Here is a 14,729-nt window from a genome sequence, read left to right as displayed (position 1 = left end):
CGCCATGTCAGGCGCGCCCGGGCGCCAGCGCCTGTGGCTGCACGCCGGCCGCGCGCAGTTCGCTGGCGACGATGTCCTGGAAGCTCAGCGTGGGGTTCATCTCGCACAGCATGCCGACCCGGATCCAGAAGTTGGCCTGGGCATTGATCGAGCGGCTGGAGACGGTGCAGGCACGGCGCAGCTGGTCGTGCAGGGTGTCATCGATGTTGACGATGCCCATGGACGGTCCTGGTTGAGTGGATATACGAAGCGTATACGTTTCGTATATCCAGCTCAAGCCGCCGTGGTTCAGTCTGCGTGGGTAGCGAAGCGCAGGCGGTTGCCGTCGGGGTCGCGCAGCAGCATCTCGCGGCTGCCCCATTCGGTGTCATGCGGCGGCTGCTCGATGGGGACGCCTGCGGCACTGAAGGCGCGGTGCAGGGCGTTTACATCCTCGACGATGAAGTACACCGCGCCGCCGACTTCGCAGTCGCCGCTGTGTTCGGTGAGGAAGATCGTCTGGCCGTCGCGGGTGAGCTGGGCGAACAGCGGGAAGCCGGGTTCGAAGCGGTGTTCCCAGTCGACCACGAAGCCCAGCCCCTGCACGTAGAACGGCAGGCTGGTGTCGGCATGGCGCATGCGCAGTTGCGGGATGACGGTCTGGGGCATGGCAGCGGCTCCGGGGGCAGGCATCCAGTGTAGTGCCGGGCGTTGGCCGGCATTGGTCTGGTAGATGCCAACCTTGGTTGGCATTGCCGGCCAGCGGCCGGCACTACCGAAGCCACGCCGGCCAGCAGCCGGCGCGACCGCAAGCGGTCAGCAGGCGGTCGGCACCGCGGCCATCGCTGCCAGCAGTTCGCGGTTCACCTGCTGGTGCCGCGCCTGCCATACGGGAAGATCGTCGGCAGGGATGTCGGGCTGGCCATCCAGCGACGACAGCCAGCGCTTGAACCGGCTGCGGTAGTTGGCCAGCGATACTTCGCCGGTGATGTCACTGCCGACCAGGCCGCCGGCGCGCAGTGCCTCGATCACCACCAGCGCGTCTTCCAGCTGGAAACGGCCCTGATCCCAGTTGCTGCGGGCCACGTCCTCGGCAAACACATCCTTGTCGATGGACAGGTAGGTGGGTTGCGGCGACTTGGCCTGTTCGGCGGCGAACGCCGCCACCAGTGCCTCGGGGTGTTCGAAACGGCGGAAGGCGTGGCCCATGCCCAGGCGGTGGCCCCAGCTCACGTCCACGTCCATGCACCAGTAGGTCAGGCGGCCGCCCAGCAGCGGACGCCAGTGATTCTCCCAGGCATGGCCAAGGCCGATGTCACTGGAGGTGATGCCCAGTACGTGGATGTGCGCGATCTGCGGCAGCTTGCTGGCAGCGTTCACCCACGATCCGCAGTGCATGCCGAACGGGAAGCGCATGTTGTCCGGGTGGTTGTCCAGCACCACCAGCTGGAACGGTGCCTGCGCGCGCATGCGCCGCAGCAGCGGCAGGCTGAGGTGATGGAAGTCGCCACTGCCGAGCATGACCGTGCCGAGCTGGGCCGGCAGCGGGGCCAGCACGTCGGCGGCGAAGCGGTCCAGCGTGGCATTGCTGCAGGCAAAGCGCAGCGGATCGTGCCACTGCGGCAGGGCCAGGGTCTGTGCCTGGGGCAGCGGCAGCACGCCACCATCCAGGTCCAGGATCAGCGCGGAACGCGACGGCATCGTTCAACCGCCTCCATCAGGCTCGCCCTGCAGATGCGGCGCCAGCCTGCGCAGGGCGGCACGCAGCAGCGGTGAGCGCGCGTGGATCGCATGCCGGGTGGAAGTGAAGCTCGCACCCAGTTCGGCCTTGATCCGCGAGTCGGTCCAGCCGGCCACGTAATGGCTCAGGCCGTGCTGCAGCGCGTATTCGAGGTTGTGCATCCAGCTGACCGCGTACAGGTTGTGCTCGCGCGACTGCGGGTAGGCCAGGCCGATGTACTTGTCCACCAGCTTGCCGGCGTGCACGTAGCACAGGTTCCAGCCGATCAGCTGGCCCTGGTGGCGGTACAGGAACATCCGCCCCTGGCCCTGGCTGTCGGCCAGCAGGTGCTGGAAGTAGGGCAGGTCGAGCTGGTCGAAATGCACCGCGCTCTGCGCATATACGCCCAGGTAAAGGGCATACAGCTCGGCCTGCAGCTGCGGGTCCGCCAGCGCCGGATCACCGCTGGCGATGCAGTCGATCTGCAGGTCATCGCGCGAGCGCAGCTTGCGCCGGATGTTCTTGCGACGCGAAGACGACAGGCGGCCGAGATAGCCGTCGAGCGAATCGAAATCGATCGCCACCCAGGCCAGCGGCATGCCTTCCAGTTCGACGAAGCCACGCGCAAGCAGCGCCTGCAGGAAGGCACCGCTGTGTGCATTGGCGGCGTCGTCCAGCAGCGGCGAATCGATCGCCAGGTCCTTGACCACCAGCAGCCGGGTATCGCCGATCGCGTGACGCGTCACGTCCTCGGCCAGCGCCTCCGGCGCGACGTGCGCCGGCAGCGGGGTGTACTCGGTGCTGGTGGCACCGACGAAGCGGGTCTGCCAGGTGATCCAGGGCCGCCACAGGCGCGACAGCGGCAGGCCAAGCAGCTTGCCGCGCAGCGCGTCGTCCATCGTGGTGGTCAGGTCCAGCGGCCTGCCTCGAATCCGAGCGGCGGGTGGGCCAGGAAGCTCTCCAGCAGCGCGGCCGGTTCCAGCGCAGTGCTGGACGCACGTGACGTCATCTCCATCGGCACGGGAACCGGCAGCGCATCGACCTCAGCCCTTGGCCTTGGTCAGCGCCTGGTCGAGCAGGGTGATCGCCAGGTCGATCTCTTCGTAGCTGATGTCCAGCGACGGCGCGAAGGTGATCACGTTCTTGTACCAGCCACCCACGTCGAGCACGAGGCCCATGCGCTTGCCGTCGTGCAGCAGGTCACCGGCCAGGCCGATGTCGACCATGCGGTCCAGCAGTTCCTTGTTCGGCGTGTAGCCGTCGGTCTGGCAGATTTCCGCACGCAGGGCCAGGCCCAGGCCGTCGACGTCGCCGATTTCCGGGTGGCGCTTCTGCAGGCCACGCAGGCCGTCGAGGAAGTACGCGCCCTTTTCCGGCACGGTGCGCTCGTAGTCCATCTCCTTGCCCAGCTTCAGCACTTCCAGGCCCAGGCGGGTGCCCAGCGGGTTGGAGTTGAAGGTGGAGTGGGTGGAGCCCGGCGGGAACACGGTCGGGTTGATCAGCTCTTCGCGCGCCCACAGGCCCGACAGCGGGTTCAGGCCGTTGGTCAGCGCCTTGCCGAACACCAGCACGTCCGGGGTCACGCCGAAGTGCTCGATCGACCACAGCTTGCCGGTGCGCCAGAAGCCCATCTGGATTTCATCGACCACCATCAGGATGCCGTACTTATCCAGCACGCGCTTGAGGCCGGTGAAGAAGTTGCGCGGCGGAATCACGTAGCCGCCGGTGCCCTGGATCGGCTCGACGTAGAACGCGGCGTACTCGGCCTGGCCGACCTTGGGATCCCACACGCCGTTGTATTCGCTTTCGAACAGGCGCTCGAACTGCCACACGCAGTGGTCGGAATACTCGTCCGGGGTCATGCCCTTCGGGCGACGGAAGGGGTACGGGAACGGGATGAACATCGCGCGCTCGCCGAAATGACCGTAGCGGCGGCGGTAGCGGTAGCTGGAAGTGATCGACGAGGCACCCAGGGTGCGGCCGTGGTAGCCGCCTTCGAAGGCGAACATCAGGCTCTTGCCACCGCGCGCGTTGCGCACGATCTTCAGCGAGTCTTCGATGGCCTGCGCGCCGCCGACATTGAAGTGCACGCGGCCGTCGAGGCCGAACTTCTCGTGCATGTCCACGGCAATGGTCTTGGCCAGCTGCACGCGGGTCGGGTGCAGGTACTGGCTGGCGACCTGCGGCAGGGTGTCGATCTGGTCCTTCAGCGCATCGTTCAGGCGCTTGTTGCTGTAGCCGAAGTTGCAGGCCGAGTACCACATCTGCAGGTCGAGGTAGGGCACGCCCGCACCGTCGAACATGTAGCTGCCTTCGCCGCGCTGGAAGATCTTCGGCGGGTCGACGTAGTGGACGGTGTCGCCGAAGGAGCTGTAGCGGGCTTCGTCGGCCAGCAGCTGCGCATCGGAGGCAGCGGCATCGGCATTCTTGTCAAAAATGTTCATGCAGTTCGGTTCCGTGAAGGACGTTCGAAAGGGGGCAACGGGGGAGCGGGGCTGGAAGGAAGTGCTCAGGCGGTGGCCAGCAGCAGGGGCAGTGCGGTGGGCTGCGGGCTGGCGTCGATGCGACGCGGCTGCAGCAGGCTGCCATCAAGCAGGCGCGGCAACAGCGCGATGGCATCGTGGAAGGTATCGATCGCGGCATGTTCGATGCCGGCATGGGTGCAATGGGTGATCAGGCGGCGCTTGGCAAACACGAAGTCGGCATCCTCCGACACGCAGAAGTCCGAGCTGCCGTCGCCGATCATCAGCACGCGCGGTGCTTCGTTGGCACGTGCCTGCGCAGCACAGGTGCACTTGCAGGTGCCGCTGCGGCACCCTTCGGACTGGTAGGGTGATTCCAGTTCCCAGTGGTCTTCGCACCAGCGCAGGTGGTTGGCCACTACCGGCAGTCGCGACAGGCCGTGGTTGGCGAGGATGCGGTGGATCGCATAGTCCAGGCCGTCGCTGACGATGCGCAGCGGCAGGCCCAGCTGCTCGGCGCGGGCGACGAAGGCAGCGAAGCCCGGATCGATCTGCACCTGGTCCAGGTGCGCATCAAGCGTGGCGGGGTCCAGCTTCAGCAGCCGCACCTGGCCCTGCATGCATTCACGCGAGCCGATCTTTCCCGACTTCCACTGTTCTTCCAGTTCCTGCCAGCCCGGCTGGCCGTACTTCTCCAGCAGCGAGTCGATGACATCTTCGAGGCTGATGGTGCCGTCGAAGTCACACAGGATGCTCCAGTGCATGGGCAGGTCCGTCGATGGGAAAGGCGTCCGGCACGGTGCCGGGGCAGGCTCAATGTAGGCAGGCCGCCTTTCTCGTTCCTTTCCTGTTGAAAGCCTTCATTTCCAGGTGGGGAAAGCGTTCAGGAAGTGATGTTGCTGAATGCGCGAAACGCCCGGGAGGAGCGGCTTTCACGCTTGGGCATCAGCCAGCGCCCGCAGGATTTCCGAGGTCTCTTCACGGGTCTGCCAGGCGCTGTTGCCGAGAGTCAGCATGCGTGCGGCGAAGTCGCGTGCGTTGGGCACGTCGGTCGCCGGTACGATGCCGCGCAGGTAGGCGTAGTCGGGCAGCGCATGGATGAACATGCGGCTTGCGCCGAGGCCGCGCGGCCACAGGTTTTTCAGTGCGGCATCGCGGGCACGTTGGCTGGGCAGCAGCAGCATCAGCATCGGCCAGGTGCCACCGGTACCAGCGAGGCCATCGACCACCTCCACCGCCGGCAGCTGGGCCAGCTGCACGCGCAGCTGCAACGCGCGCAGGCGCCCGGCCTGCAGGAAGGCCGGCAATCGCCGCGCGGCATGGGCACCGATGTTCTGCCGCCACTGGCTGACCCGGTGCTGTGGAATCTGCAGCGGGAAAATGTCACCGACCGCTTCTTCCAGGTCGCCACGCTGCAGCGCGCTGCGCAGTGGATTGCCGTATACCAGCGACAGCAGCGAAGGTCGGTAGCAGGCCGCCAGGCCGAGCAGCTGCACGCTGCGCAGCAGCTCCCAGCGCAGGCTGGAACGCACCTGTTCGGCAGCATGTCCTGCCAGCGCGGCACGCAGCTCGTCGTCACGGCTGACCAGCAGGCCGCCTTCGTGCAGGCTCAGTCCCTTGCCAGCGGCCAGGCTGAAGAAACCGATATCGCCGCGCAGTCCGACACTGCTGTTGCCGATCCGGGCACCCAGTGCCTGCGCGGCATCCTCGATGACCCAGGCACCCGCGCCGCGTGCAATCTCGCAGGCCAGCTCGACGTCGGCGATGCGGCCACCCAGGTGGGTCGGCAGGATCGCCAGCGTGCGCGCATCGGCCAGCCGTTTGAGCTGGCCGGGATCGAAGTCGAAGTGGCCGTGGCGGGTATCGCACAGCTGCACGCGCAGGCCCAGGCTGTGCACCGCGATCGGCACCAGCGGGCAGGTGTAGGCCGGCAGGATCACGGTGTCGCGCTTGGGCGCGCGCTTGCGCAGGGTGCGCAGTGCAATCAGCAGCGCGTGGGTACCGGAGCAGGTCAGCTGCAGCGGCGGTGTGCCCAGCTGGTTGGCCAGGATCGCGCGCAGGTCGCCACCACCGGGAAGAAAGTCGCTGGCCTGCATCGGCAGGCCTGCGGTCGGTGGCAGTTCGCGCGCGAACAGGCTCATCGCAACGCGCTCATGCGGTGCTTTCGGCGGGGCTGTGCGGGTCGTCTGCTTCGGCACGGCCCAGGCAGACGATACCGGCCACGATCAGTACCGCACCGACCAGGTGATGCAGGGTCAGCGGCTCGTTCAACAGCCAGGCCGACAGCAGCAGCACGCTGATCACTTCCAGGTGCGAAGCGGCGAACGCAGGGCCGATCGGCGCATGGCGCAGCAGGCTCATCCAGGTGAAGAACGCACCGATGTAGCCGAGGATGGCGCCGTACACCCACGGCTGCGACAGCACGCGCAGCAGCCACGCGCTGTTGGCCTCGACCGGCAGCGCGGCATCGCCGGCATACTTGAAGCACAGCTGGGCCAGCGTGTCGAAGGCCATCAGCAGCGGGAAACCGATCACATACAGGCGCCTCATGAGCCGGCCCCCACCACCGCCACGCCCGCAGTGACCAGCAGCATGCCGGTGACCCGCAGCGGCGTGAGCTTCTCGCGGAACAGGAAGCGGCCGGCGATCATCAGCGCCACGATGTTGATCGAGCCCAGCAGCACGCCCTTGGACAGCGGTACCAGTGACAGGAAGGCGATCCAGGCGACGAACTCAAGCACATAGCAGGCGATGCCGATCCACAGCCAGGGGCGGCTGAGCATGTGTTTCCAGCGTTGCAGTCCTTCGCCGTCCTGCGGGTCGCTGGCCGCAGCCTTGAAGGCGAGCTGGCCACCGGTATCGAGCACGACGTTGGCCAGCCACAGCAGGGTGGCGAGTGCCCCCATCTCAGGCCACCGCCTTGAGCACGCCGCTGCGTTCACCGATCTCGGTGAAGAAGCGCGCGCTGCGGCGGATGACGTCGCGGCGTTCGCGGTCGATGGTGATCATGTGGTAACTGTCTTCCAGTACCACCAGTTCCTTCGGGCCGCTGACCCGCGACATCACCAGTTCGGCATTGCCCATGCTGGCCACATCATCCTCACGGGCGTGCATCACCAGGCAGGGTGCGGTCACCTGGTGCAGGTGGCGGCGGGTCCAGTGGCTCAGTGCACGCATTTCGGCCAGGGCATGCCAGGGGTTGCCCGGCAGGCCGGCGGCGGCGCTGTCGCCGGACAGCATGGCGGCGCTGACCTGCGCGCGCAGGCGTTCGTCACGCAGGCCGTACGGCGGCTCCTCCATGAACATGCGGTCGCGACCGATGTTGAAGCGCTTGAACCACGGCAGCAGGAACGACAGGCGGGCCACGGCCGGGATGTTCCAGCCGTCGTAGCGGAAGGTGGCGCCGTACACGCCGACGCCGGACACCCACTCGGGGCGGCGCGCGGCCAGTGCCAGCGACAGCACCGCGCCCATCGACAGGCCACCGACGAACAGCTGGTCGACCTTGCCACGCAGAGTGGCCGCCGCATCTTCCACGCCCTGGTACCACTGCTCCCAGGTGGTCGCCAGCAGGTCATCCACAGTGCCGCAATGGCCGGGCAGCTGTACGCCGTGCACGGTGAAGCCGGCGTTGTTCAGGCCCTTGCCCAGCATGCGCATTTCCGCCGGGGTGCCGGTCAGGCCATGCACCAGCAGCACGCCCTGCGGGCCACCGGGGAGGAAGAAGTCGTGCGATTCGGTCACCTGGCGGCTCCGGGACGGCAGTGGGGATGGCAGGATCGCAAGCGCGATTTTCACCAGCCTTTCAACGCCCCGGGCCGGGTCAGGGGGCCTTCAGCAGCGGCAGCGTGATGGCCACCTTCAGCCCGCCGCCGGGCCGGTTGAGGAAGGCCAGGCGGCCGCCGAAGTGCTCCACGGCCTCATGGGCGATGGCCAGCCCCAGCCCAGTGCCGCTGGCGGCGGTGCCGGGGGCACGGAAGAAGCGTTCGCCAAGCCGGGGCATCACGTCCTCGGGCACGCCGGGGCCGTTGTCTTCCACATATAGTTCGACGTCATTGTCATCCAGCGCGTGCACGCCGACCGTGACGGTGGCATCACGGCCGGCATAGCGCAGGGCGTTGTCGATCAGGTTGTCCAGCGCCTCCTGCAGCATGGCACCGTTGCCGAGCACGCGCAGCGGCTGGCTGCTGCCGCGGTAGCCGAGGTCGATGCCATCGCGGATCGCCTCCGGCACGCGCATGCCGACCCATTGCGGGACCAGTTCGCACAGGTCCAGCGCTTCCACCGTGTCCGGCACGGTCTGCGCCCGGCTCAGCGCCAGCAGCTGGGTGCTGACCCGGGCGGTGCGCTGGTTGAGCCGGCGGATGTGCTGCAGGGCCTCGCGCACGGTGTCCGGGTCGCCATGCGCCAGCGCCTGGTCCACGTGCAGGGCCATGCCGGCCAGCGGCGAACGCAGCTGGTGGGCGGCATCGGCGATGAAGCGGTTCTGCAGGGTGATCATCTCGGCCTGGCGTGCGAACAGATCGTCGATGGTGCTGATCAGCGGCTGGATCTCTTCCGGCACGTCGGCATCGGAAATCGGCGCCAGTTCGCCGCGGCGCTGTGCCAGGCGGGTCCTCAGCGGGGTCAGGATGCGCAGGCCGTAGGTCACGCCGAACCAGACCAGGGCGGCGGTGCCCAGCGCCAGCATGGTCATCAGCGGGATGATGATCATCAGGATCTCGCGCGCGCGCTGGCGGCGGTCGGCCATGCTTTCGGCGACGGTCACCGCCAGCTGGTCCTGCGGATCATTCATCGCCTGGGTGCAGACGGTGGCCATGCGCACCTGCTGGCCGTTGAGATTGCCGTCATACAGCGCCGGATGCACGCCCGCGCAGTCCTGCGACGGCGCGTATGGGCTGAAGTCGGCGTTGCCGCTGAGGGTGCCCTTGCGGCTGCTGTCGACGTTGAAATAGCGATGGCCGTCGGGATCGTATTCGATCAGGAAGCGCGCCTGCGGTGACAGGTCGCTGGTCACCGGCATGGTGCTCAGCATCTGCGCGAATGAATGCGTATCGTCGATCAGGTTGCGGTCGTGGATACGGTTGGAATAGTCCAGCGCAACGTAATAGGCCAGGATCGTATTGAAGATGAGCAGGCCCAGCATCGGCAACGCCAGGAAGGCGAGCAGGCGCCGGCGCAGGCTGGGCGGTCCGCTGATCACGGGGCGCTGTCGTCCTGCCCGTCTTCCAGCATGTAGCCCAGCCCACGCACGGTGCGGATACCCATGCCGCCCGGCTGCAGCTTGCGGCGCAGGCGGTGCAGGGCGATGTCCAGGCCGTTGTCGGTCAGGTCCTGGCCCCAGTCGCACAGCGCCTCCACCAGCTGCGCGCGCGAGACGATGCGCTCGGCGCGTACCGCCAGTGCCGACAGCAGGCCGAACTCCCGCGCGGTCAGTTCCAGCGACTGGTCATCGATCCACACCCGGTGACCGGCCAGGTCCAGGCGCAGGCGGCCGATGCGCAGGTCCGGATTGCCATTGCTGGTGACCCGGCGCAGCTGCGCACGCACGCGCGCTTCGAATTCGTCCAGCGCGAACGGCTTGACCAGATAGTCATCGGCACCGAGGTCGAGCACGCGCACGCGCTCGGCCAGGCCATCGCGCGCGGTCACCACCAGTACCGCCAGGCCATCACCGCGCTGGCGCAGGCGCTGCAGCACGTCGCGGCCATCCAGTTGTGGCAGGCCCAGGTCCAGCACCAGCAGCGCGTACTGGGTGGAGCCCAGCGCAGCATCGGCGTGCGCGCCATTGTCGACGTGGTCGACCACATGCCCCTGCCGGCGCAACGAGGCGCACAGGCCGGAGGCAATGTCCGGGTCGTCTTCAGCAATCAATACGCGCATGCGCGGGGGCTCCTGTAACGGTCAGGCCCTCCGGATGGACGGGGTGGGCCTCTCGGCTGCCGAGGGTAGCCGCAAACCGGGTGAAGGTGGAGCAGCGCGGCACGGTCGGCCGCCGCCGCGCTGTCCCGCCATTCAGTCCTGCAGGCCGGGTTCGCCCGGCGCCAGCGGCACCCGTGAGCCGTCCAGCAGGCCACGGCTGAGTGCGCCGTTTTCGATGAACAGCAGCTCGCCGTTCTCGCCGTTCTTGATGCTGCTGTCGATCGCGATCACGCGGTCGCCATGGAAGCTGCTGACGTGCGGCATCGAGGTATGGCCAACCACGATGCGCTTCAGCTGCAGGCGGTCCAGTACCGCCTGCACGCCCGCCGTGTCGAGGCGCCCGTCGAAATAGCCGCGGTACCAGATCGGGCTGGTCTTGCCGTCATACAGCGGCGCGGTGGCGGGGTCGGCCTTCACTTCGGCCTTGGGCAGGCCCAGCGAGGCCTGGTAGGCCGCGTTGGTGCGCGCCGGGTCCAGTGCCAGTGCCACCGCCTCGGGCGAGATGCCGCCATGCAGGAACAGGGTGTCACCGATCTTCAGCAGCACCGGGCGGGTGCGCAGCCATTGGCCGATCACCGAATCTGCGGCGTACAGCTGGGGGTAGCTACGGCCGAGCAGCTGCGCGCTGCGCAGGTACTTCGGGTTGACGTAGCGCAGATCGTCGTACAGCACCATGGTCTCGTGGTTGCCGAGCACGAAGTGCACCGCGCCACCGGCAGCGGCGGCCTGCTGCTGAAGGCCATACAGCAGCCAGAACGCTTCGGTCACCTGCGGGCCGCGGTCGAACACATCACCGGCGATGACCAGGGTGTCCCTGCCCATGGCCCAGCGGTCCTGGGCATCGATCACCTTGTTGGCGCGCAGCAGGCGTACCAGCAGACCGTACTGGCCATGGATGTCGGACAGCGCCACGATGCGCGGCACCGCCGGCAGCACGGAGACCGAGGGCGCAGTGGATGCGGCCACGTGCACGGTGTGCGCGTACCCGCAGCGCGGCGCGACATCGGTACCTGCTGCGCCAATGGCCAGCGTGCGCGACTCGACCTTGTCGGTGCAGATCCACTTGGCCTGCAGCTGGTTGCCCTGGCGGAACACATAGGGGCCATCGGCCTCCACATGGGCGGCCGGTGCGGCGACCTCGCGGGCCTGCAGGGTTCCCGTGGCGCAGGCCAGCAGCAGGGCGGTCGACAGGAAGGGGCGGTAGCGCGACATCGGCGGCATCCAGCGGCGGAAAGGCCCGATGCTACCCGGCATGGCCGTGCGGTGGTGTGCGCGAATGGGCGGATCAGGCCACGCGCCCATCGTCCTTGAGCTTGCGCACGCGGGTGGCGGCAGCCTGCAGCGGCTGGCCATCGCGCCCACGCGGCTGCATGTAGGGCAGCGGCCGCCGTGTGCTCGATTCGATCAGCTGCGAATGCGCTTCGCCGGACTCGAAGCGATGGCGCTCGCCCCATTGGCGCAGCGCGACCAGCAGCGGGAACAGCTCCAGTCCGGCGGCGGTGAGCACATATTCCTGGTAGGCCGAACCATCGGAGGCCGGCTGCAGCTGCAGGATGCCGGCCTCGACCAGCCTGCGCAGGCGATCGCTGAGGATGTTGCGCGCCGCGCCGAGGCTGCGCTGGAAGTCGCCGAAGCGGCGGACGCCATCGAAGGCATCGCGGATCACCAGTAGCGACCAACGATCACCCAACAGGTCGGCGCTGCGGGCGACGGGGCAGGGACTGTCAGCGTGCATGGCGGGTATCTCCGAATGTAGTTGCAGTTTAAAACCAATGTAGCTAGCCTGCATCAAGTTTCAATTTGCAACCACATCATGAAGGCCGAATCCATTCCACGACCACTGCTGGTCCTGCTGGCCGTTGCCGCAGGCGCCAGCGTCGCCAACGTCTATTACGCCCAGCCTCTGCTGGACCAGCTGGCGCAGGCGTTCGCGCTGGATCGCGCGGTGGCGGGCGCGGTACTGGCCGCTACCCAGGCTGGCAGCGTGCTGGCGCTGCTCGGACTGCTTCCACTGGCTGACCGCGGTGACCGCCGCCGGCTGCTGCGGTTGCAGCTGATGGCACTGGTGGTGGCGTTGGTGTGGCTGGCGGCGGCACGCAGCGCAGTGTGGCTGCTGTCGGGCATGCTGCTGGCCGGGCTGCTGGGCACGGCGCTGACCCAGGGGTTGATCGCCTATACCGCCACGTTGTCGCCGCCCGAGCAGCGCGGTCGCAGCGTGGGCGTGGTGCAGGGGGGAGTGTTCATCGGCCTGCTGCTGGCGCGCGTGGTATCGGGCGTGGTGGCGGCCAGCGCTGGCTGGCGGGCGGTCTATCTGCTTTCAGCGCTGGTGATGGCAGCTCTGGCAGGGGTGCTGTGGCGGCGGCTGCCGGCGGTTCCGGTGCCGGCGATACCGCCGCGCTGGTCGGCGCTGCTGCGCTCGATGCTGGGCATGCTGCGGCGGGATCGAACGCTGCGCGAGCGTGGTCCGCTGGCGCTGCTGCTGTTTGCCGGTCTCAATGTGTTCTGGGCAGCGGCGCCGCTGCCACTGTCGGCACCGCCGTTGAGCTGGTCGACCGCCGCCATCGGTGCCCTTGGCCTGGCCGGTGTGCTCGGCGCGCTGATGGCGGCGCGTGTGGGGCACTGGATGGATCGTGGCTTCGCCCATCGGGTCAGCATTGGCGCGCTGGTGTTGATGCTGCTTGCCTGGTGGCCGCTGCTGGGCCTTCAACAGTCAGTGTCCCTGCTGCTGCTGGGCGTGGTCGTGCTCGACCTCGGTGGGCAGGCACTGCACGTGTCGAACCAGGCCTTGCTGCTGCGTGCGCCGGCTGAACAGCATGGGCGCCTGGTGGCGCTGTACATGCTGTTCTACGCGGTGGGCAGCGGCATCGGTGCGGCGGCCGGGCCCTGGGTGCAGGCCCGGCATGGCTGGGCCGCGGTGTGCCTGCTGGGGGCGGGCATCGCAATGCTGGCGCTGCTGTGGTGGGGATGTGGTGCATACCGCGGCGTGCCCCTGCGGAGTGACACGCCCGTCCGGCGCTGACGCTACCGCTGCAATGCGCGCCGTCCCGGCGCCTCCTGCAGCGCGTCGCTGGCCACCACCACGCGGTTGCGGCCGCTGCGCTTGGCCTCGTACATCGCGGCGTCGGCGCGCGCCATCAGCCGCTCGTAATCCGGGTGGCCGTCATGGCCGGCCACGCCGATGCTGGCGGTCAGCGCCAGTACCTGTCCATTGGCCAGGGCCACCGGCGACTGTGCAATCTGCCGGCGCAGGCTTTCGGCAATCACTTCGGCCTGCGATTCGCTGGCCGCGACCAGCACCACCACGAATTCTTCGCCGCCATAGCGGAACAGATAATCGCTGCCGCGGGTGAGCTGGCCGAGCAGGCCGGCCACGTGCTGCAACGCGCGGTCGCCGGCATCATGGCCGTGGCCGTCGTTGATGGCCTTGAAGTGATCCAGATCGAGCAGCAGCAGCGAGAACGGCGTGTGGTTGCGGGTGGCCAGCTCGATCTCCCGGCGCAGCACCGTGGGCAGGAAGCGGCGGTTGAGCAGATTGGTCAGGGCGTCGCTGCCGGCATCCAGTTCGCCGATGCGCTCGAACAGCAGTGTCATCAGCGTGCGGATGGCTGCCAGGTCTTCGCGGATGACAGGCAGCACCGCCAAGCGTTGTGCAGCATCGCTGTTCGCGCGCTGCAGGTTGTCATCGATACGCGCCATCAACTGCCCGACCTGCTGGGTCTCGCTGCTTTCACCGAAGCTGGGGATGCCCTTGTGGGTGAACCACAAGCCGAACTCGGAGCTGGCCAGGCTGGCACTGTCGCTGCCCTGCACATGGCCGGCCAGGGCGTACAGCAGGGCGTTCTCCCAGTCCAGCAGCAGGGCGCGCTGGCGCTCGCGTTCGGTGCTGACGTTCTGCACCAGCGAGAACAACCGGTAGGCCGCATCGGCACGGGTGGAGCGTTCGCGCGCGTGGGTGTAGGCCAGGGTCATGCCTTCCATGGCGATGTCCATGATCGCGCTGAGGCAGTCGATGGCGGCGAAGGCGGTGGCACTGTCGGGCGCAGTGTCGCGCAGGCGCACGAACAGCTCGTGCTTGAGCACGCGCGCACCACGGGTCACCAGGTCGACAGGAATGCCGACCCGCGCGTGCACATCACCGATCACCCGTTGCGAGGCCACGGTGGTGGCGATGCCGGCGGCGTCGGTGGTCAGCAACTGCACCAGCCAGCGCTGCATGGCCGGTTGCAGGCGCTGCTTGACCTGCTCGTGGGACAGGAAGCGGCGTGCCCGTGCATCCTGCAGCAGCACTTCGTAGAAGCGCTGGGCCAGCGCGGGTGGGGCGTCGGTGGCAGCGGCGCGCAACAGCGCGGTGGCGGCCGGGCCGGCCTGTTGCAGGCAATGCTGCCACGCCTCGGCCAACGGCTGGCTGGCATCGTCCAATTGGGGTGGTTCCACGTCGATCTCTGGCTGCGTACGGCAAACCACCGGTATCGGCCGCGGTGGCGTGCAGTTGATGGCGGGTGAGCCGGCCAGTTTAAGCGCGATGCAGGCTTGCTCGGTGCGCAAAGCACATCGCGCCTGCTGCTGCAATGAGTGAACGCATTTGAGAATCAATCGCATTAATGGGAGAATGCGCGCACGGAACGGGCCGCAGGCGACTGCAGCGA

At 67.8% G+C, this 14,729-nt stretch carries 15 protein-coding genes and 1 pseudogene; 1 reads left to right on the top strand and 15 read right to left on the bottom strand.

The window, feature by feature from the left end:
- Positions 1 to 7: 7 nt before the first annotated feature.
- The 14 genes and pseudogenes from O0J73_RS04160 to O0J73_RS04095 form a co-directional block, all read right to left on the bottom strand.
- Entirely contained in the window at positions 8 to 220 is a 213-nt protein-coding gene (locus O0J73_RS04160) for a ParD-like family protein (protein ID WP_006425741.1), read from the bottom strand.
- Positions 221 to 288: 68 nt separating this feature from the next.
- Entirely contained in the window at positions 289 to 648 is a 360-nt protein-coding gene (locus O0J73_RS04155) for a VOC family protein (RefSeq protein WP_308308074.1), read from the bottom strand.
- Positions 649 to 795: 147 nt separating this feature from the next.
- Positions 796 to 1,680 (bottom strand): arginase family protein, encoded by an 885-nt coding sequence (locus tag O0J73_RS04150; RefSeq protein WP_308308073.1) that lies wholly within the window; start codon positions 1,678 to 1,680, stop codon positions 796 to 798.
- Positions 1,681 to 1,683: 3 nt separating this feature from the next.
- Positions 1,684 to 2,714 (bottom strand): annotated as a pseudogene (locus O0J73_RS04145) (GNAT family N-acetyltransferase).
- A 28-nt stretch (positions 2,715 to 2,742) separates the two neighbouring features.
- Positions 2,743 to 4,143, bottom strand: a complete 1,401-nt coding sequence (locus tag O0J73_RS04140; RefSeq protein WP_006425764.1) for an aminotransferase class III-fold pyridoxal phosphate-dependent enzyme — start codon at positions 4,141 to 4,143, stop codon at positions 2,743 to 2,745.
- Between the two features lie 65 nt (positions 4,144 to 4,208).
- Positions 4,209 to 4,925, bottom strand: coding sequence for an MtnX-like HAD-IB family phosphatase (locus O0J73_RS04135; protein WP_008266852.1), 717 nt, complete (start codon positions 4,923 to 4,925; stop codon positions 4,209 to 4,211).
- Positions 4,926 to 5,093: 168 nt separating this feature from the next.
- On the bottom strand, positions 5,094 to 6,302 hold the full coding sequence (locus O0J73_RS04130; RefSeq protein WP_308308072.1) for a DegT/DnrJ/EryC1/StrS family aminotransferase: 1,209 nt from the start codon (positions 6,300 to 6,302) through the stop codon (positions 5,094 to 5,096).
- Positions 6,303 to 6,312: 10 nt separating this feature from the next.
- On the bottom strand, positions 6,313 to 6,711 hold the full coding sequence (locus tag O0J73_RS04125) for a DMT family transporter (RefSeq protein WP_006425768.1): 399 nt from the start codon (positions 6,709 to 6,711) through the stop codon (positions 6,313 to 6,315).
- Positions 6,708 to 7,067, bottom strand: coding sequence for an EamA family transporter (locus O0J73_RS04120; RefSeq protein WP_006425769.1), 360 nt, complete (start codon positions 7,065 to 7,067; stop codon positions 6,708 to 6,710). Before O0J73_RS04120 ends, O0J73_RS04125 begins: the two co-directional genes overlap by 4 nt.
- A 1-nt stretch (position 7,068) precedes the next feature.
- Positions 7,069 to 7,905 carry an alpha/beta fold hydrolase gene (locus O0J73_RS04115; protein ID WP_308308071.1) on the bottom strand — a complete coding sequence of 279 codons (837 nt, stop codon included), beginning with the start codon at positions 7,903 to 7,905 and terminating at the stop codon, positions 7,069 to 7,071.
- A gap of 79 nt (positions 7,906 to 7,984) precedes the next feature.
- Positions 7,985 to 9,364 (bottom strand): ATP-binding protein, encoded by a 1,380-nt coding sequence (locus O0J73_RS04110; RefSeq protein ID WP_053509417.1) that lies wholly within the window; start codon positions 9,362 to 9,364, stop codon positions 7,985 to 7,987.
- Entirely contained in the window at positions 9,361 to 10,044 is a 684-nt protein-coding gene (locus O0J73_RS04105; protein WP_049456140.1) for a response regulator, read from the bottom strand. Before O0J73_RS04105 ends, O0J73_RS04110 begins: the two co-directional genes overlap by 4 nt.
- 132 nt (positions 10,045 to 10,176) lie before the next feature.
- The gene (locus O0J73_RS04100) at positions 10,177 to 11,295 is read right to left on the bottom strand and encodes a metallophosphoesterase (RefSeq protein ID WP_197563247.1); all 1,119 of its coding nucleotides are present in this window, start codon (positions 11,293 to 11,295) and stop codon (positions 10,177 to 10,179) included.
- A 73-nt stretch (positions 11,296 to 11,368) separates the two neighbouring features.
- The gene (locus tag O0J73_RS04095; protein ID WP_197563245.1) at positions 11,369 to 11,818 is read right to left on the bottom strand and encodes a helix-turn-helix domain-containing protein; all 450 of its coding nucleotides are present in this window, start codon (positions 11,816 to 11,818) and stop codon (positions 11,369 to 11,371) included.
- A 78-nt stretch (positions 11,819 to 11,896) separates the two neighbouring features.
- Here O0J73_RS04095 and O0J73_RS04090 point away from each other — a divergent pair, with 78 nt between their 5' ends.
- Positions 11,897 to 13,102, top strand: a complete 1,206-nt coding sequence (locus tag O0J73_RS04090) for an MFS transporter (RefSeq protein ID WP_197563243.1) — start codon at positions 11,897 to 11,899, stop codon at positions 13,100 to 13,102.
- Positions 13,103 to 13,104: 2 nt separating this feature from the next.
- Here the strand turns inward: O0J73_RS04090 and O0J73_RS04085 are convergent, their stop codons facing one another.
- Positions 13,105 to 14,517 (bottom strand): GGDEF domain-containing protein, encoded by a 1,413-nt coding sequence (locus O0J73_RS04085; protein ID WP_197563241.1) that lies wholly within the window; start codon positions 14,515 to 14,517, stop codon positions 13,105 to 13,107.
- Positions 14,518 to 14,729: the final 212 nt, after the last annotated feature.

The sequence above is a fragment of the Stenotrophomonas sp. Sm6012 genome (assembly GCF_030985895.1).
Lineage (GTDB): Bacteria > Pseudomonadota > Gammaproteobacteria > Xanthomonadales > Xanthomonadaceae > Stenotrophomonas > Stenotrophomonas forensis.
This window is presented reverse-complemented; position numbering and strand designations above follow the sequence as displayed.